11 protein-coding genes, 2 tRNA genes and 3 rRNA genes are annotated in these 18,598 nt (G+C 38.4%); 9 read left to right on the plus strand and 7 right to left on the minus strand.

The features are described from left to right. Positions 1-225 precede the first annotated feature (225 nt). The gene (locus tag ACAM30_RS03395) at positions 226-1,674 is read left to right on the plus strand and encodes a glyceraldehyde-3-phosphate dehydrogenase (RefSeq protein WP_369617248.1); all 1,449 of its coding nucleotides are present in this window, start codon (positions 226-228) and stop codon (positions 1,672-1,674) included. 70 nt (positions 1,675-1,744) lie between these two features. On the opposite strand, the gene ACAM30_RS03400 is transcribed toward ACAM30_RS03395, so the two are convergent. Further along, positions 1,745-2,203 carry an Lrp/AsnC family transcriptional regulator gene (locus ACAM30_RS03400; RefSeq protein ID WP_017498637.1) on the minus strand — a complete coding sequence of 153 codons (459 nt, stop codon included), beginning with the start codon at positions 2,201-2,203 and terminating at the stop codon, positions 1,745-1,747. Positions 2,204-2,403: 200 nt separating this feature from the next. On the opposite strand from ACAM30_RS03400, the gene ald reads away from it, so the two are divergent. Then, positions 2,404-3,522, plus strand: a complete 1,119-nt coding sequence (ald, locus tag ACAM30_RS03405; RefSeq protein ID WP_369617249.1) for an alanine dehydrogenase — start codon at positions 2,404-2,406, stop codon at positions 3,520-3,522. A 129-nt stretch (positions 3,523-3,651) separates the two neighbouring features. Here ald and pafA read toward each other — a convergent pair whose 3' ends face one another. The 6 genes from pafA to ACAM30_RS03435 form a co-directional block, all read right to left on the minus strand. Then, positions 3,652-5,268 carry an alkaline phosphatase PafA gene (gene pafA, locus ACAM30_RS03410; RefSeq protein WP_369617250.1) on the minus strand — a complete coding sequence of 539 codons (1,617 nt, stop codon included), beginning with the start codon at positions 5,266-5,268 and terminating at the stop codon, positions 3,652-3,654. 534 nt (positions 5,269-5,802) lie between these two features. After that, positions 5,803-5,912: ribosomal RNA gene (gene rrf / locus ACAM30_RS03415) — 5S ribosomal RNA — on the minus strand. A gap of 175 nt (positions 5,913-6,087) precedes the next feature. Beyond that, positions 6,088-8,969, minus strand: a 23S ribosomal RNA gene (locus ACAM30_RS03420). A gap of 187 nt (positions 8,970-9,156) precedes the next feature. Then, a tRNA-Ala gene (locus ACAM30_RS03425) sits at positions 9,157-9,230 on the minus strand. Positions 9,231-9,372: 142 nt separating this feature from the next. Then, positions 9,373-9,446, minus strand: a tRNA-Ile gene (locus ACAM30_RS03430). Between the two features lie 128 nt (positions 9,447-9,574). Further along, positions 9,575-11,088, minus strand: a 16S ribosomal RNA gene (locus tag ACAM30_RS03435). Together the 16S, 23S and 5S rRNA genes with 2 tRNA genes alongside form the textbook arrangement of a ribosomal RNA operon. Before the next feature lie 911 nt (positions 11,089-11,999). On the opposite strand from ACAM30_RS03435, the gene thrS reads away from it, so the two are divergent. From thrS to ACAM30_RS03470, 7 genes are all read left to right on the plus strand, one after another. Continuing rightward, complete coding sequence (thrS, locus tag ACAM30_RS03440; protein WP_369617251.1) at positions 12,000-13,946, plus strand: threonine--tRNA ligase; 1,947 nt, start codon at positions 12,000-12,002, stop codon at positions 13,944-13,946. 22 nt (positions 13,947-13,968) lie between these two features. Beyond that, positions 13,969-14,520 (plus strand): translation initiation factor IF-3, encoded by a 552-nt coding sequence (gene infC / locus ACAM30_RS03445; protein ID WP_072974136.1) that lies wholly within the window; start codon positions 13,969-13,971, stop codon positions 14,518-14,520. 105 nt (positions 14,521-14,625) lie between these two features. After that, positions 14,626-14,823, plus strand: a complete 198-nt coding sequence (rpmI, locus tag ACAM30_RS03450) for a 50S ribosomal protein L35 (protein ID WP_007810722.1) — start codon at positions 14,626-14,628, stop codon at positions 14,821-14,823. A 177-nt stretch (positions 14,824-15,000) separates the two neighbouring features. Beyond that, a complete protein-coding gene (gene rplT, locus ACAM30_RS03455) occupies positions 15,001-15,345 on the plus strand; it encodes a 50S ribosomal protein L20 (protein ID WP_017498429.1) in 345 nt (114 codons plus the stop codon). Between the two features lie 134 nt (positions 15,346-15,479). Continuing rightward, positions 15,480-16,052: a Crp/Fnr family transcriptional regulator gene (locus ACAM30_RS03460; RefSeq protein WP_369617252.1), complete on the plus strand. Its 573-nt coding sequence runs from the start codon at positions 15,480-15,482 to the stop codon at positions 16,050-16,052. Between the two features lie 220 nt (positions 16,053-16,272). Further along, positions 16,273-16,707 carry a carboxymuconolactone decarboxylase family protein gene (locus tag ACAM30_RS03465; RefSeq protein ID WP_369617253.1) on the plus strand — a complete coding sequence of 145 codons (435 nt, stop codon included), beginning with the start codon at positions 16,273-16,275 and terminating at the stop codon, positions 16,705-16,707. Between the two features lie 290 nt (positions 16,708-16,997). Next, a complete protein-coding gene (locus tag ACAM30_RS03470) occupies positions 16,998-18,596 on the plus strand; it encodes a tetratricopeptide repeat protein (protein ID WP_369617254.1) in 1,599 nt (532 codons plus the stop codon). The last annotated feature ends 2 nt before the right edge of the window (positions 18,597-18,598 follow it).

The following is an 18,598-nucleotide window of genomic DNA, read 5'->3' on the forward strand; positions in this document are numbered from 1 at the left end:
CCTAAAAAAGTCATCTTAGAAATAAGGTGACTTTTTTTATTTTCCATCCCAAATGAGCTCCCATTTTCATTATCATTAGCTCAATTTTTAACTAATTGGGAAAAATTATTTTTTATATAAATTTCAAAAATAAATCATAAAATAGCTTACGAAATCGATTGAAATGGATACTTTTGCGCAAAATTTAAAAATAGTTGTCTATTTATTTTTTCAATTTAATCAATTATGAGCAAAAAATCTTTGTACCAAAAAGAGGTATCATTACAAGTCGACCGAAGAAGAGCTGGTGTCGAATTAATCAAAATCATAAGCGATTTATGGTATGACAAATCCATCGAAATGGTTCTTTTCAAAAACCAATTACTGGATCAAAATGTCAGCGATATTATCAATTTACATCAATACGCAGGTGAATTCGTAGGCAAGCCTATCACCATTTTTGATTCAGTTGAAATCGCTAGAGTTATTTTATCTTTAGATCTTCCGCCTGCAAAATTAGATCTTGGAAAACTGACTTACGAGTATCGTTTAGAAGATGAAAAGTATCCTGATGCGCGATATTTTGTAATCGATAAATTGAAAGAAGCAAAATCTTCAGAAGAAATTCAGCCAAAAGATGTTGTTTTATATGGTTTCGGAAGAATTGGCCGTTTATTAGCGAGAGAATTAATGTCTAAAACCGGTAAAGGAAATCAATTGCGACTGAGAGCAATTGTGACCAGAGACAAAAACGATGCTTCAACATTAGAGAAAAGAGCTTCTCTTTTAAGATACGATTCTATCCACGGAGATTTTCAAGGATCTGTTACTGCTGACCCAAAGAACAATGCATTAATTATCAACGGAACTACCGTTCATATCATTACAGCAAATTCTCCGGAAGAAATTGATTATACACAATACGGAATCAATGACGCCTTAGTTATTGACAATACCGGAGCTTTTACAACAGAAGAAGCTTTAAAAAGACACTTAACTTCTAAAGGAGCAAGCAAAGTTTTATTGACTGCACCTGGAAAAGGAGTTCCAAATATCGTACACGGAGTAAACCACAACGAGTACAATCCTGACGAAATTGATATTTTCTCTGCTGCATCCTGCACGACAAATGCTATCACACCAGTATTAAAAGCTGTTGAAGATACTCTAGGAGTAGTAAAAGGACACTTAGAAACTATCCATGCCTACACCAACGACCAGAATTTGGTTGATAATATGCATAAAAAATACCGTCGTGGAAGAGCTGCTGCTTTAAACATGGTTATTACTGAAACCGGTGCAGGAAGTGCCGTTGCAAAAGCATTACCATCATTAGAAGGAAAATTAACTTCTAACGCCATCAGAGTTCCTGTTCCAAACGGTTCATTGGTAGTTTTAAACTTAGAAGTTAACAAAGCAACTTCGATCCCGGCGATCAACAAGATCATGAAGAAATATGCTCTGGAAGGCGAATTAGTTGAGCAAATTAAATATTCACTGAACAACGAATTGGTTTCATCTGATATCGTAGGAACTTCTGCTCCTTCAATCTATGACAGTAACGCTACAATTGTTTCTAAAGACGGAAAAAACATTGTATTATACATTTGGTACGATAATGAGTACGGCTATAGTCACCAGGTAATTCGTCTGGCAAAATACATTGCCAAAGTAAGACGTTTTACTTACTACTAGGATACATCAAAACCGCTAATACTGTAAAGCCATCAAGTTTTTCTTGGTGGCTTTTCTTTTTAATTTCAAATTATATCGGTAGAACTGTCGTACTCTTCACTTCAGAAATCACAAAGACCGTATTGATAAGAGAAACTTCAGGCAGAACCGCCAATTTTTTTTGATGAAAATGATGAAAGCTTTCCATATCTGGAATGACAACCTTCAACATATAATCAAAATTTCCGGAAACATAATTACATTCCACCACTTCCGGTAAATTCAAAATCGACTGATTGAATCCTTCCGAAGTATCATAAGTCTGCTTCGTAAGCGTGACCTGACAATACACCGTTAAATTATTTCCGAGTTTTTTCTTGTTTAAAATAGAAACATATTTTTCTATAACACCTTCTTTTTCAAGACGTTTCACTCTGTCATGCACTGGTGTAAGAGACAGATTAATTTTGTTTGCGATGTCTTTTAAAGTATAGTGTGCATTTTCCTGCAAAAGTCGTAAGATTTTCTTGTCAATTTCATCTAAAGCCATAGCGAAAACGTTTTCATTGATTTATAAATTTTAGTCATTTTTTCTTTTTAAAGGCAATTTACTTTCCTCAAACAGTATATTTTTCTGTAAAAGTATCAAATAAAATAATATTTTCTTATTTATTCCACATTAATCAATAATATATTCTCTATCTGTAGTTTTGTAAAACAATTTCAACAAAAAATAAAAAAGATAACAAAATGATAATAGGTGTTCCAAAAGAAATCAAAAACAATGAGAACCGTGTAGCATTAACTCCTGCCGGAGTTTCTGAAATGAAAAAACACGGACATACTGTTTACGTACAAGCTACAGCCGGTTTAGGAAGTGGTTTCAGTGATGATGAATATGCAAATGCAGGTGCGGTAGTTTTAGGAACTATTGAAGAAGTATATGCAATTGCCGAAATGATTATTAAAGTAAAAGAGCCTATTGCTTCTGAATACCCATTAATCAAAAAAGATCAATTATTATTCACGTACTTCCACTTTGCTTCATCAGAGCCATTAACTCATGCTATGCTTGAAAAAGGTGCCGTATGTTTAGCTTACGAAACTGTTGAAAAAGCAGACCGTAGTTTACCATTATTAGTACCAATGTCTGAAGTTGCAGGTCGTATGGCTATCCAACAAGGGGCAAAATACCTTGAAAAACCATTAAAAGGAAGAGGAATTCTTTTAGGAGGTGTTCCAGGTGTTCCACCGGCAAAAGTATTGATTTTAGGAGGAGGAATCGTAGGAACTCAGGCTGCTAAAATGGCTGCTGGTTTAGGTGCTCAGGTTACTATCATGGATCTAAGCTTACCACGTTTACGTTATTTAGATGATATCATGCCAGCTAACGTGAACACGGAAATGTCTAACCACTACAACATCACTAAAGCAATTGCTACAGCTGATTTAATTGTTGGTGCTGTTTTGATCCCAGGAGCAAAAGCACCTCACTTGATCACTCGCGATATGTTAAAATTAATGCGTCCGGGAACTGTTGTTGTTGACGTAGCTGTAGATCAAGGTGGATGTATCGAAACTTGTACTCCAACAACTCACGAAAACCCAACTTTCATTATTGACGATATTGTTCACTATTGTGTAGCAAATATGCCGGGAGCTGTTCCATACACTTCTACTTTAGCATTAACAAACGCTACTTTACCTTATGCTGTACAATTAGCAAACAAAGGATGGGAAACAGCTTGTAACGAAAACGAAGAATTGAAAAAAGGATTAAACATCGCTAATGGAAAAATCCTTTACAAAGGAGTTGCAGAAGCTTGGAATTTACCTTTCAACGAAGAAATAGTGTTAGCGAACGCATAATGCTAACATTAAAATAAGTGCTTACTAAATCACTATCAAAAGGCTTTTCTTAATTGAAAAGCCTTTTTTTACGCATAAAAAAACCTGTCACAAAACATGACAGGTTCTTTATCGTTATCTAACAAATAACTATTTTTCATCCAGAACTTCCTGCAATACTTTTGCTTCTGTTCCATTTGGAAAAGTTACTTTAATCTTTTGCGCTATTGTCGGAGCAATTTCAGTTATAGCCTTTTTGTCATATGACTCTCCTTTCTTAATATGCCATCCATAAAAAATAGCCGGCACATGAGTATCATAACTATAAGGAGTTCCATGTGATGTTCCCGTAGTAGAATATTCAATATTTCCAGGCTTATCAAGGATAATCAAATCTCCGTTTTGAGTTACATCATAACCTTTCGCTATAAAATCAAGGTAATAATCCTTTCCGGAATTTGCTAAAATTTCCTCTTCTGTATATACCCTCTTAACTTGTGGCTGCGCCATTAAAAACTCTTTAAAACTCTGCTTCACTTTTACCAAATCAAGTCCTTTTTTCTTAAGAACCGGTTTATTCAAAAACACATTAAAGTTTGAGTAATTTAAAATCAAATCCACACCAAATGTTTTCACTGAAAAATCCTGAAGACTCTTTCTAACATCCTTAACCGGATAATTGTTTACATTATATTTTCGGTCCTTTAAATAGATCACATTCTCAGCCCCAGCATGATCAGCAGTCAAGAACAACAGATAATTATCTTTCCCAACTGTCTTATCTAAATAATTTAAAAAGTCAGCAATTGTCTGATCCAATCTTAAATAAGTGTCCTGAAGTTCCATCGATCTAGGCCCAAGTAAATGCCCCACATAATCTGTAGAAGAAAAACTAACCGTTAAAAAATCAGTTATACTATCTTTTCCTAACTCTTCCTTCTCAATAGCTTTCATCGCAAATTCTGCCAACAAGTCATTTCCATAAGGAGTTGCTCTTAAAACCCCGGCATCATTTTTCTCATACATACTCTTTAAATCATAAGGAAAAACTGGCGCAGCACTTCCGTACAACTTCCCTTCGTATGGATTATTATCCGGTAAGCTTTCATTATAAACTGAAAGTGGCTTATACAAATCCCATCCTTTATTGATATACGTCATATAACGCTTCTCATTATTGAATTCAGAAACCCATTCCGGCAACTTTTCACCGTAAAAAGTACTCGAAATAAAAGAACCAGTTTTACTGTACCAGAAAGCCCAGTTCGCAAAATGTCCCGCTGGCAAAATCGCACCACGATCTTTCAAACTCATCCCAATCACCTTACCTTCAAAATTAGTCCCCATTCTTACTTCATCAGTAATAGTAGTACTTAACAAGTTTTTAGGAGACATTGCGCCTTCTTCAGCAGTACCATCGCCAACTGTTTTCACACCAGCATCATCCGTACAATAGGTATCTTTACCAAGTGTTCTGCTAAACCATTCATTTCCCACAATTCCATGAGTTGCCGGTGTAGTACCTGTATAAATAGACGCATGACCAGGAGCAGTATAAGTAGGCATATAATTATAATGCATATTCTGAAAAATATATCCATTATTCATCAATCTTTTAAATCCATTAGACGAAAAATCATCTGAGAACCGATACAAATATTCCATTTTCATCTGGTCTACCACAATACCTACCACCAACTTAGGGCGCTGCTGAGCACTTAAATTTGAGATCACAAACAGTGTCAACAATACAATAGTTTTTTTCATACTTAAATTATAATGTTTCAAACAAAAATACTCAATAGCATTCAATAAAGGTTATCACACTATCTTAAAAAACAAAAAATGACTGTATTTTAACAAAAACAAAATTAATAGAGTAATTATGGCGTTCCCCTCCGGGTCGGGCTGTCCGCTAAATCTTTTGCGATAGAAGTTCCAGGGGAATTTTTAAGAGCACGGTTATCGCAAAAGGATACCGCTCCCATCCCTAACGCGATCCACGACAAAAAAATATTTAAAGAAAAACTACTCAGAGACATTCAAAAACACCCTAAAGTAAAAGGGCTGAAAGCCCGAAAGACATCAGCATGGTGCGTAGCGCTATGACTGATAATACCTAGTGTAAAACCGCCCTGAAAGGGCAAAAGCCATTCTCACTCCTGTAAATCAAAAAAAACGTTTGATCTGTGGACTATTTCTAACCGCGACGAGCGCGAGGATTTACACAAAGGACGCAAGGATTTCTCAAAAAGATATAAAAACAAAAAACCCTATCCGATTTGGATAGGGTTTTCAAAAGAAAGGCGACGACATACTCTCCCACATAACTGCAGTACCATCTGCGCAGGCGGGCTTAACTTCTCTGTTCGGGATGGGAAGAGGTGAGCCCCGCCGCAATAACCACCTTAAGATTATTGTTGGCGGTTGTTGGTTTATGGTTGTTGGTGTTTCCATCAACTACCAACCTTCAACTTTCAACTGCAGCTTCGCTGCAAATATTTTAACATACTGAGATAAAGAAACAAATAAGTATTTTAAGTTTTAGAAAGTTTCCTCCCTCCGATTGCTCGGAGGGAAAAGTGCGTACATAAGCTTACGGATTATTAGTACTACTCGACTATGACATTACTGCCTTTACATCTATAGCCTATCAACGTGGTCATCTTCCACGATCCTTAAAAGAAATCTCATCTTGTGGTGGGTTTCGCGCTTATATGCTTTCAGCGCTTATCCCTTCCAAACGTAGCTACTCTGCGGTGCCCCTGGCGGGACAACAGATACACTAGAGGTTTGTCCAATTCGGTCCTCTCGTACTAGAATCAGATCCACTCAAATTTCTAACGCCCACAGTAGATAGAGACCGAACTGTCTCACGACGTTCTGAACCCAGCTCGCGTGCCACTTTAATGGGCGAACAGCCCAACCCTTGGGACCTTCTCCAGCCCCAGGATGTGACGAGCCGACATCGAGGTGCCAAACCCCCCCGTCGATATGAGCTCTTGGGGGAGATCAGCCTGTTATCCCCGGCGTACCTTTTATCCTTTGAGCGATGGCCCTTCCATGCGGAACCACCGGATCACTATGCTCTACTTTCGTACCTGATCGACCTGTATGTCTCTCAGTCAAGCTCCCTTATGCCATTGCACTCTACGCACGGTTACCAAGCGTACTGAGGGAACCTTTAGAAGCCTCCGTTACTCTTTTGGAGGCGACCACCCCAGTCAAACTACCCACCAAGCACTGTCCCCCGCAACACGGGGTTAGGCCTCAGATAAACAAAGGGTTGTATTTCAACAATGACTCCACAACGCCTGGCGACGCCACTTCACAGTCTCCAACCTATCCTACACATCATTTATCCAAGGTCAATACTAAGCTATAGTAAAGGTGCACAGGGTCTTTTCGTCCCACTGCGGGTAAACGGCATCTTCACCGTTACTACAATTTCACCGAGCTCATGGCTGAGACAGTGTCCAGATCGTTACACCATTCGTGCAGGTCGGAACTTACCCGACAAGGAATTTCGCTACCTTAGGACCGTTATAGTTACGGCCGCCGTTTACTGGGGCTTCAATTCAATGCTTCTCCGAAGATAACATCTCCTCTTAACCTTCCAGCACCGGGCAGGTGTCAGGCCCTATACGTCATCTTACGATTTTGCAGAGCCCTGTGTTTTTGATAAACAGTCGCCTGGACCTCTTCACTGCGGCCCCGATTGCTCGGGGCGACCTTTCTCCCGAAGTTACAGGTCTATTTTGCCTAATTCCTTAGCCATGAATCTCTCGAGCACCTTAGGATTCTCTCCTCAACTACCTGTGTCGGTTTACGGTACTGGTACTAATTACCTGAAGTTTAGAGGTTTTTCTTGGAAGCCCTTAGGCGCACTATCTCTTTGTCCGAAGACTCCGAGTACTATCGTATTTCACCATTCTCTACGGATTTGCCTATAGAGAATATAGCTAGGTACTTCAACGAACTATTCCGTCAGTTCGCGGCGCTTTCATCACTCCGTCACCCCATCACAGTAATTAGTAGTACGGGAATATTAACCCGTTGGCCATCGACTGTCCCTTTCGGGTTCGCCTTAGGACCAGACTAACCCACAGCTGATTAGCATAGCTGTGGAAACCTTAGTTTTTCGGTGTGCGGGTTTCTCGCCCGCATTATCGTTACTTATGCCTACATTTTCTTTTCCAGCCAGTCCAGCATACCTTACGATACACCTTCAACCCTGCTGGAATGCTCCCCTACCACTTTGCATTGCTGCAAAATCCATAGCTTCGGTAATATGCTTATGCCCGATTATTATCCATGCTCGTCCGCTCGACTAGTGAGCTGTTACGCACTCTTTAAATGAATGGCTGCTTCCAAGCCAACATCCTAGCTGTCTGGGCAGACAAACCTCGTTCTTTCAACTTAGCATATATTTGGGGACCTTAGCTGATGGTCTGGGTTCTTTCCCTCTCGGACTTGGACCTTAGCACCCAAGCCCTCACTGCTGTAAAACATTATATAGCATTCGGAGTTTGTCAGGAATTGGTAGGCGGTGAAGCCCCCGCATCCAATCAGTAGCTCTACCTCTATATAACTATTATCAGCGCTGCACCTAAATGCATTTCGGGGAGTACGAGCTATTTCCGAGTTTGATTGGCCTTTCACCCCTACCCACAGGTCATCCGAAGACTTTTCAACGTCAACCGGTTCGGACCTCCACACTGTGTTACCAGCGCTTCATCCTGCCCATGGGTAGATCACACGGTTTCGCGTCTAACACTACTGACTAAAGCGCCCTATTCAGACTCGCTTTCGCTACGGATCCGTGACTTAATCACTTAACCTTGCCAGCAACGTTAACTCGTAGGCTCATTATGCAAAAGGCACGCCGTCACCCCACTAAAGGGCTCCGACCGCTTGTAAGCGTATGGTTTCAGGATCTATTTCACTCCGTTATTCACGGTTCTTTTCACCTTTCCCTCACGGTACTGGTTCACTATCGGTCTCTCAGGAGTATTTAGCCTTAGCGGATGGTCCCGCCAAATTCAGACAGGGTTTCACGTGCCCCGCCCTACTCAGGATACCACTATCCATTATACTTGTTACCCATACGAGGCTATCACTCTCTATGGCTCGACTTTCCAGTCAATTCCGGTTCCTTGTACATGAAATGTCGTGGTCCTACAACCCCAACAATGCCGTAACATCATTGGTTTGGGCTAATCCGCGTTCGCTCGCCACTACTTACGGAATCACTTTTGTTTTCTTCTCCTCCGCCTACTTAGATGTTTCAGTTCAGCGGGTTTGCCCACCTATCGGTGTACTATGTCTTCAACATAGTGGGTTGCCCCATTCGGATATCTACGGATCAATCGATGTGTGCTCGTCCCCGTAGCTTTTCGCAGCTTATCACGTCCTTCTTCGCCTCTGAGAGCCTAGGCATCCCCCATACGCCCTTATTTTGCTTATTGTACCAATCTTGTTATTTAAAACAAGACCGTTTTTTTTGTTTCTTATTATTGCTAATAAAAAACGCTTTCTACTTTCTTATTATTTTCTTATCTCAATATGTCAATGAACTTTGTTTCGCTTTAGGCTTTAAGCAATACACTTTAAGCTTTCTTAGCCTTTGCCTATAGCTTAAAGCTTTAGGCCTTGTGGAGAATAACGGAGTCGAACCGTTGACCTCCTGCGTGCAAGGCAGGCGCTCTAGCCAGCTGAGCTAATCCCCCATTTTTTAGTTGTCAGTTAACAGTTTTCAGTTAACACTACTTAAAACGGTTACTCAACCTCTAAAATTTCCTTTTAAATCAAGTTTTTCAGCCTTTTTAAACTTATAACTTATAATTCATAACTTATAACTCTTTAAAAAAGTAGTCCCGGGCAGACTCGAACTGCCGACCCCTACATTATCAGTGTAGTACTCTAACCAGCTGAGCTACGAGACTCTGTTTTTACTTAATTCTTTTTTCATTTTTTAAATTAACAGCAAGAGTAATACAATCTCCAATTCAGAATCCTATAAATAATCATCTTTTTTCCTTAGCGTGTCCGAAAACTAACACTAAGGCTCTAGAAAGGAGGTGTTCCAGCCGCACCTTCCGGTACGGCTACCTTGTTACGACTTAGCCCTAGTTACCAGTTTTACCCTAGGCAGCTCCTTGCGGTCACCGACTTCAGGCACCCCCAGCTTCCATGGCTTGACGGGCGGTGTGTACAAGGCCCGGGAACGTATTCACCGGATCATGGCTGATATCCGATTACTAGCGATTCCAGCTTCACGGAGTCGAGTTGCAGACTCCGATCCGAACTGTGACCGGCTTTATAGATTCGCTCCTGCTCACACAGTGGCTGCTCTCTGTACCGGCCATTGTAGCACGTGTGTAGCCCAAGGCGTAAGGGCCGTGATGATTTGACGTCATCCCCACCTTCCTCACAGTTTGCACTGGCAGTCTTGTTAGAGTTCCCGACACTACTCGCTGGCAACTAACAACAGGGGTTGCGCTCGTTATAGGACTTAACCTGACACCTCACGGCACGAGCTGACGACAACCATGCAGCACCTTGTAATTTGTCTTGCGAAAGATCTGTTTCCAAATCGGTCAAACTACATTTAAGCCTTGGTAAGGTTCCTCGCGTATCATCGAATTAAACCACATGCTCCACCGCTTGTGCGGGCCCCCGTCAATTCCTTTGAGTTTCATTCTTGCGAACGTACTCCCCAGGTGGGATACTTATCACTTTCGCTTAGCCACTGAAATTGCTCCCAACAGCTAGTATCCATCGTTTACGGCGTGGACTACCAGGGTATCTAATCCTGTTCGCTACCCACGCTTTCGTCCATCAGCGTCAATCCATTAGTAGTAACCTGCCTTCGCAATTGGTATTCCATGTAATCTCTAAGCATTTCACCGCTACACTACATATTCTAGTTACTTCCTAATAATTCAAGTTCAGCAGTATCAATGGCCGTTCCACCGTTGAGCGATGGGCTTTCACCACTGACTTACTAAACCGCCTACGGACCCTTTAAACCCAATGATTCCGGATAACGCTTGGATCCTCCGTATTACCGCGGCTGCTGGCACGGAGTTAGCCGATCCTTATTCTTACGATACCGTCAAGCCTCTACACGTAGAGGTGTTTCTTCTCGTACAAAAGCAGTTTACAATCCATAGGACCGTCATCCTGCACGCGGCATGGCTGGATCAGGCTTGCGCCCATTGTCCAATATTCCTCACTGCTGCCTCCCGTAGGAGTCTGGTCCGTGTCTCAGTACCAGTGTGGGGGATCTCCCTCTCAGGACCCCTACCCATCGTAGCCTTGGTAAGCCGTTACCTTACCAACTAGCTAATGGGACGCATGCTCATCTTTTACCGTTGTGACTTTAATAACTCAATCATGCGATTGTGTTATACTATGAGGTATTAATCCAAATTTCTCTGGGCTATCCCTCTGTAAAAGGTAGATTGCATACGCGTTACGCACCCGTGCGCCGGTCTCTATATCCGAAGACATATACCCCTCGACTTGCATGTGTTAAGCCTGCCGCTAGCGTTCATCCTGAGCCAGGATCAAACTCTTCATCGTATATTTTTTATATTATATCGCGACGAATATCTATCGGTTCTTTTCGAATCTTACGACTCTATTACTCTTATTCTTTTGTCCCGATTAATCGGGACGGCTGTCAATTCAATATGTCTACGAACGTATTCTTTTTTCTTATTATCGCTTGTTTCTCAAAGCGGGTGCAAAAGTAGAAAACTTATTTCAAACTGGCAAAAGATTTTTGAAGTTTTTTTAGAAAATTTCTTTTCCTTTTCAACCTCTATCCTTACCAATTTTTCAATGAACTTCCCATGTTTTGCGGGGTGCAAATGTAATACCCGTTTTTAAATCTCGCAAGCTTTTTGGAATCTTTTTTTGAAAATAAATTTTCGTTTTGATTCGTTTTGCTTATCAGTATCTCTGTGAACGTTTATCGCTGTTGCGGGTGCAAAAGTAGTCACTTTATTCGCTTTTACAAGCTTTTTCTAAACTTATTTTTGAAATTTTTCCAAATTTTTACTTAACCTTCTGATAACACAAGCTTTACGATTTCTTATTTCTTTTACAATTATAAGATTTTTCTCCAAACACACCTATTTATCATAATTTCACCCCTCCACACTACTTCATTTCTACACCTTCTTCAATATATTCCATCATTTATTGCCAAAATTCCATCCACACACAACAACAACCCACCTCCTTTTACCAACCTCCTTCACCAATTAATAACTAAAACCCGCCTTAAACCAAACAAAACAGATTTTAAAACCACTCAAATCATAATTATCACCATTCAACTAATTAAAGACACCATATATAATAGGACCTAAAACACAAAGAAAACCACCCCACCCCACAACTACATATATATTATAGTACAAACATGCACTTATATATTGTATGTATTTACCTAATGCGCTATATTTGCATTCACAAAATTATAAACAATGATTAAGATTACTTTACCCGACGGGTCAATTAGAGAGTTCGCTTCAGGCGTAACTCCGATGGAGGTTGCAAAAAGCATTAGTGAAGGATTTGCAAGAAACGTGATTTCTGCATCTTTTAATGGTACAACAATTGAAACCGAAACCCAATTGACGACCGACGGTAGTCTTACTTTATATACATGGAATGATGCAGAAGGGAAAAAGGCTTTTTGGCACTCCACTTCACACGTAATGGCGCAAGCCCTTGAAGAATTGTACCCTGGAATTAAACTAACTCTAGGGCCTGCAATTGCAAATGGTTTTTATTACGATGTTGATTTTGAAGATCAAAAAATCACTGACGCTGATTTCAAAAAGATTGAAGATCGTGTTCTTGAAATTGCAAGAGGAAAACACGAATTCAAAATGCGCCCGGTTAGCAAAGCTGATGCTTTAGAAATATACAAAGACAACGTTTACAAAACTGAATTGATTTCAAATCTTGAAGACGGAACAATTACATTTTGCGATCATGCTACTTTTACTGACTTATGCCGTGGTGGACATATTCCGAACACAGGAATTATCAAAGCCATGAAAGTGATGAGTGTGGCCGGTGCTTACTGGAGAGGTGATGAAAAAAACAAACAGTTAACGCGTGTTTACGGAACTTCTTTCCCTAAACAAAAAGACCTGACTGAATATCTTGAACTCTTAGAAGAAGCAAAACGCCGCGATCACCGTAAATTAGGTAAAGAACTTGAGCTGTTTGCTTTCTCTCAGAAAGTCGGACAAGGTTTACCATTGTGGTTACCAAAAGGCGCTGCTCTTAGAGATCGTCTGGAACAGTTTTTAAAGAGAGCTCAAAAGAAAGCCGGTTACGAACAAGTTGTCAGCCCTCATATTGGCCAAAAAGAGCTTTATGTTACTTCCGGACACTATGCAAAATATGGAGCTGACAGTTTTCAGCCTATACACACTCCTGCTGAAGGTGAAGAATTCTTATTGAAACCAATGAACTGTCCTCACCACTGTGAAATCTACAATGTACGACCATGGTCTTACAAAGATTTACCAAAACGTTACGCAGAATTTGGTACAGTTTACAGATACGAACAATCTGGTGAGTTACACGGACTAACTCGCGTGAGAGGATTTACTCAGGATGACGCACATATTTTCTGTACTCCGGAACAGTTGGACGAAGAATTCAAAAAGGTAATCGATCTGGTACTTTATGTATTCGGTTCTTTAGGTTTTGAAAACTTTACAGCTCAGATTTCATTAAGAGATCAGGAAAACAGAGAGAAATATATTGGTACTGACGAGAACTGGGAAAAAGCTGAAAACGCTATTATCAATGCAGCAGCCGACAAAGGATTAAATACTGTTGTAGAATATGGTGAAGCTGCTTTCTATGGTCCGAAACTTGACTTCATGGTTAAAGATGCTTTAGGCAGACAATGGCAATTAGGAACTATTCAGGTAGATTACAACCTTCCGGAACGTTTTGAATTGACTTATAAAGGTGCCGATAATGAATTACACCGTCCGGTTATGATTCACAGAGCTCCTTTTGGATCAATGGAACGTTTTATAGCAATTTTACTAGAACATACTGCAGGAAATTTCCCGCTTTGGCTAATGCCTGAACAAGCTATAATCTTGTCTTTGAGCGAGAAATACGAAATATATGCTAAAAAAGTTTTAGATTTGCTAGAAAATCACGAAATTCGCGCCCTAATTGACAACCGAAACGAGACTATCGGTAAGAAAATTAGAGATGCTGAGATGCAAAAAACTCCATTTATGCTAATTGTAGGTGAGGAAGAGGAGAAAAACGGAACTGTTTCTATCCGTCGTCACGGGCAAGAAGGAAAAGGTAATATTACAGTTACAATCGATGAATTTGTCGCTATTGTAAACGAAGAAATAAAAAAGACATTAAAAGTTTTTACAGTTTAACTTAAATTATAAAGTCATAGCAATAAGAAGCAACAGAGGTTACCAACCTCGAGTAGAAAAAAAGGATGCCCACAGAATAAACAATAATATTCGTGGCGTACAAGAAGTAAGATTAGTAGGCGAAAACATCGAACCAGGTGTATTTAAGCTTGCTGAAGCTTTACGATTAGCAGATCAATTTGAACTTGATTTAGTTGAGATCTCGCCGAACGCTGAGCCACCGGTTTGTAAAATCATGGATTACAAGAAATTCGTGTACGAACAAAAGAAACGTGATAAGGTGTTAAAAGCTAAGTCTACGCAAGTTGTCGTAAAAGAAATTCGATTTGGTCCTCAGACGGATGAGCATGATTACGAATTTAAAAGAAAAAATGCTGAAAAGTTCCTTAAAGAAGGTGCTAAACTAAAAGCATTTGTATTCTTTAAAGGACGTTCTATCATCTATAAAGATCAAGGTCAGATCTTGCTTTTACGTTTGGCGACAGACCTTGAAGAGCACGGTAAAGTTGAAGCGATGCCTGTTTTAGAAGGAAAGAGAATGATTATGTTCATTGCTCCGAAGAAAAAGAAATAGTCTTCAGTTTACGGTATCGGTGAACAGTGTATCACTTAATCTGAGACTTGAAACCTGAAACTAAAAAATATAAGTAAGTAAGAATAAATTAAAACACTAGGAAAAATGCCTAAAATGAAAACAAAATCTAGCGCCAAGAAACGTTTCAAAGTTACTGGTTCTGGAAAGATTAAAAGAAAGCATGCTTTTAAAAGTCACATCTTGACTAAAAAATCTAAAAAACGTAAATTAGCTTTGACACACTCAGCGCTAGTTCACTCAACAGATATGAAAAGCATCAAACAACAATTAAGAATTATCTAATATTGTAAAATGTAAAATGTATATAGTAAAATGTCTGGTACATTGTACACTATACAAACTACACTATACAACATAAAGAATTCTTTAGGTTTAAAATTATTTATATAACCTTGGAGTATGGCTTTTAAGTTCCTTTGATTTAATTCAGGACGCCTGCTACAAAAACACATTAAAATTATGCCAAGATCGGTAAATTCAGTTGCTAAAAGAGCAAGAAGAAAAAAAATAATGAAGCAAGCCAAAGGTTTCTTTGGTAGACGTAAAAACGTTTGGACAGTTGCTAAGAACGCGGTAGAGAAAGCGATGAGCTACGCTTACCGTGACAGAAAACAGAATAAAAGAAATTTCCGTGCTTTATGGATTCAACGTATCAACGCTGGAGCTAGATTAGAAGGAATGTCATATTCTCAATTCATGGGGAAAGTAAAAGCTAACGGAATCGAATTGAACCGTAAAGTTCTTGCAGATTTAGCGATGAACCACCCTGAAGCTTTCAAAGCAATACTTAATAAAGTAAAATAAACGTTTTATAAACTCAATTTAGATTACTTACTTATCATAGAAAAACCATCCCGCTTAAACGGGATGGTTTTTTACTTTATACCCATTTGCTAAATTCTAATTTTTAAAGGTACATTTGTATAAAACTTATAGCAATGTACACTGCTCTTTTTGCACACATCGAAAAATTTGTAACTCTGGAAGCTTCTGAGATTGATCTCTTAGAATCTGTTCTAAGTTTATCAAGTATCAAAAAAAAAGATCATGTACTTCAGGAAGGTCAGGTATGCAACACTCTTTATTTTATCATTAAAGGATGCATGCGTCAATATATCATTAATTCGAAAGGGACCGAACAAACGCTTCAATTTGGAATAGAAAGCTGGTGGATTACTGATTACTTAAGTTACCACAACCACGTACCTTCTCATTTTTATATTCAGGCTGTAGAGAACTCTGAGGTTATTGCCTTAGAACAGTCTGTATTGGAGTCTGTATTAATTCAGGTTCCGAAATTGGAACGTTATTTTCGTATCGTTTCTCAGAAATCATTTGGGGCGGCACAAATGCGAATTAAATTTCTATTCACCATGTCTGCAGAAGAACGATACCATCATTTCAACAATCTTAATCCCGAATTTGTTCAGCGTGTTCCGCAATACATGCTTGCCTCCTATCTTGACTTTTCGGCTGAATTTATGAGTAAAATCAGAGCAGGTAAAGTCTAATTCAGAGAAACTAAGATTATCAGATACTAAGTCACTAAGCTTCTTTTGGTTTTTAGAGTATCAAAAAAACATCAAGTCCTTTATTTTTTTATACATCGTTAGCGAACTCAGAACCTAAGTATCTCAAAAACTCAGCAGCTCAATAGTTTTCTTGAAGTAGTTCAAGTTTTTCAAAAGTGATATATATGATCTTTGTATCAAACTTTTAAAAACACTTCAAATGAAACCAAGAATCGTTATCCCAACAGTTGCTCCGCAGGCTTACCAAGCATTACTTAATTTAGAAAAATACATTTCTTCTACTTCGCTTACACCAGTACACAAAGAACTAATTAAAATTCGTGCTTCTCAAATAAACGGCTGTGCACACTGCATTAACATGCACACAACCGACGCCCGAAAACATGGCATATCAGAACAGTACATTTATTTATTAAGCGCCTGGCGTGATACGGATATTTATACTGAGGAGGAAAAGGCAATTTTAGCTCTGACCGAAGAAGTAACACTAATAAGCCATCACGTTTCTGATGAAACCTATCAAAATGCCGCAAGTCTATTCAACGATCAATACCTTGCCGAAATTATCCTGACTATTATTACAATTAACTCCTGGAACAGAATCGCTATCACAACAGGATTAAGAGTCTCGTAATTAAATACAAAACACTTAATTACCACAATACAAAGAAAGCTTTAATAACTGAAGGCTTTCTTTGTATCTACCTGGAAATCAATCCTAAAAAATAAAATTAAAATTTATCAAAAAACAGGTATTTATACGCTTTTTTAAGAACTTTAATTCTTTACTTTTGGCGCATGATACCTTACAGAATGCGAGCTTTCCTATTTATTATATTCACTTTTTTATCCTTGCAATCCTGTCAGAAAAAAACCTCAAATACTCTCAATTTAAAAAACACAAAACCCATAATTGAACAAGCGATGATAACCGCAAATCGCTTTTACAATCAGAAAGAATTTGACAGCGCTTTTTTTTATTACAACAAACTACGATCGATCTGCAATCCGGTAACAGATCCGGAAAACTACATTACTTCTCTGAACCGAATGGCAGAGATACAGCAAGATCACGCAGATTATGCAGGCAGTGAAAACACTATTAAAGAAACACTTCCTTATTTGAGATATGCAAAAAAACAATCTCAGATATGGAACGCATACGTAATTTTAAGTATCAATTATTTGAATACCTACGATTATGAAAATGCTATACGCTACAATCAAAAGGCATTGAAGTTACAAACAGAAGAGTGGCGAAAACTAGCTGCAAGAAACAACATTGCTGTGATCTTAATGGAAGAAGGAAAATACAATGAGGCTCTCCAGATCTTTCTTTCTTTAATTACAAAGAAAGAAGTTCTTACTAACGATGAATTTCAAGGGAAAGCACTAGACAATATTGGATACTGCTACTTTAAAATACACAACTCAGATAAGGCTCTGTATTATTTTCAAAAAAGTCTTGAAATAAGACATAAACAAAACGATTCTTTCGGCCTGGGAAAAAGCTATCTGCACTTTGCTAAATTTTACGAAGAAAGCAATCCTTTACTAGCCAAAAAATACATGCACTTAAGCTATGAGAAATTTAGTCTTGCCAATATTATCGACGAGCGTCTGATTTCTTTAAAACTAATTATCAAAAATAGTTCCGATCGTGAATTAAAGAAATATTCTATTGTTTATGTGAATCTAATCGACAGTATTTTCGAAGTCAAACAAAAAGCTAAAAATCAATATGCCAAAATTAAATACGACTCGACAAAAGAGAAGAATGAAAATTTAAGACTAAAAACATATAAAGTCGAAAATGAAATACAGATAGAAAAGCAACGAAACAGAAATATAATTTCCTATATCATAATCACCCTTAGTTTAAGTTTAGTTACGGTACTTTATTTCTACCTGTCCTCAAAAGGAAATAAAGAAAAAATAGAAGCTGCTTATAAAAGCGAAACCAGGATTGCAAAAAAACTTCATGACGAATTAGCTAACGACATTTACCACACGATGGCTTTTACTGAAAGTAAAAACCTTTCTGTAAAAGAGAATAAAATACAATTATTAAACAATCTGGAAGCCATATATTCCCGCACGCGAGATATATCTAAAGAGAGTGATCGAACTATAACTTCAGAAGATTTCATTCTTAATTTAGAGGAAATGATTGAAGGATTTAATACTCCCCTCATCCATATTTTGATAAATGGCTTAGAAACTATAGATTGGGATGAAATTGAAAAGAATAAAAAAATGACTGTTTACAGAACTGTGCAGGAGTTACTTGTAAATATGAAAAAACATAGTGCTGCAACTCTTGTTACTATCACCTTTAAAAAAACAGATCATAATGTAATGATAACCTATACTGACAATGGAATAGGAATTGACCTTGCTGCCATAAAATTTCAAAATGGCCTTTATAATATAGAAAACAAAATTCTCTCCATAAAAGGAGAAATCATTATTGACTCTACCCCTGAAAGAGGTTTTAAAGTTTCTATTAATTTTCCGGCTTAAAA

Source organism: Flavobacterium sp. CFS9, from assembly GCF_041154745.1.
GTDB lineage: Bacteria > Bacteroidota > Bacteroidia > Flavobacteriales > Flavobacteriaceae > Flavobacterium.

Excerpts from the sequence above, each read along its gene's own strand:
- ACAM30_RS03395 (WP_369617248.1), top strand. The coding sequence starts at position 226 with ATGAGCAAAAAATCTTTGTACCAAAAAGAGGTATCATTACAAGTCGAC.
- ACAM30_RS03400 (WP_017498637.1), bottom strand. The coding sequence starts at position 2,203 with ATGGCTTTAGATGAAATTGACAAGAAAATCTTACGACTTTTGCAGGAA.
- ald (WP_369617249.1), top strand. The coding sequence starts at position 2,404 with ATGATAATAGGTGTTCCAAAAGAAATCAAAAACAATGAGAACCGTGTA.
- pafA (WP_369617250.1), bottom strand. The coding sequence starts at position 5,268 with ATGAAAAAAACTATTGTATTGTTGACACTGTTTGTGATCTCAAATTTA.
- thrS (WP_369617251.1), top strand. The coding sequence starts at position 12,000 with ATGATTAAGATTACTTTACCCGACGGGTCAATTAGAGAGTTCGCTTCA.
- rpmI (WP_007810722.1), top strand. The coding sequence starts at position 14,626 with ATGCCTAAAATGAAAACAAAATCTAGCGCCAAGAAACGTTTCAAAGTT.
- rplT (WP_017498429.1), top strand. The coding sequence starts at position 15,001 with ATGCCAAGATCGGTAAATTCAGTTGCTAAAAGAGCAAGAAGAAAAAAA.
- ACAM30_RS03460 (WP_369617252.1), top strand. The coding sequence starts at position 15,480 with ATGTACACTGCTCTTTTTGCACACATCGAAAAATTTGTAACTCTGGAA.
- ACAM30_RS03465 (WP_369617253.1), top strand. The coding sequence starts at position 16,273 with ATGAAACCAAGAATCGTTATCCCAACAGTTGCTCCGCAGGCTTACCAA.
- ACAM30_RS03470 (WP_369617254.1), top strand. The coding sequence starts at position 16,998 with ATGATAACCGCAAATCGCTTTTACAATCAGAAAGAATTTGACAGCGCT.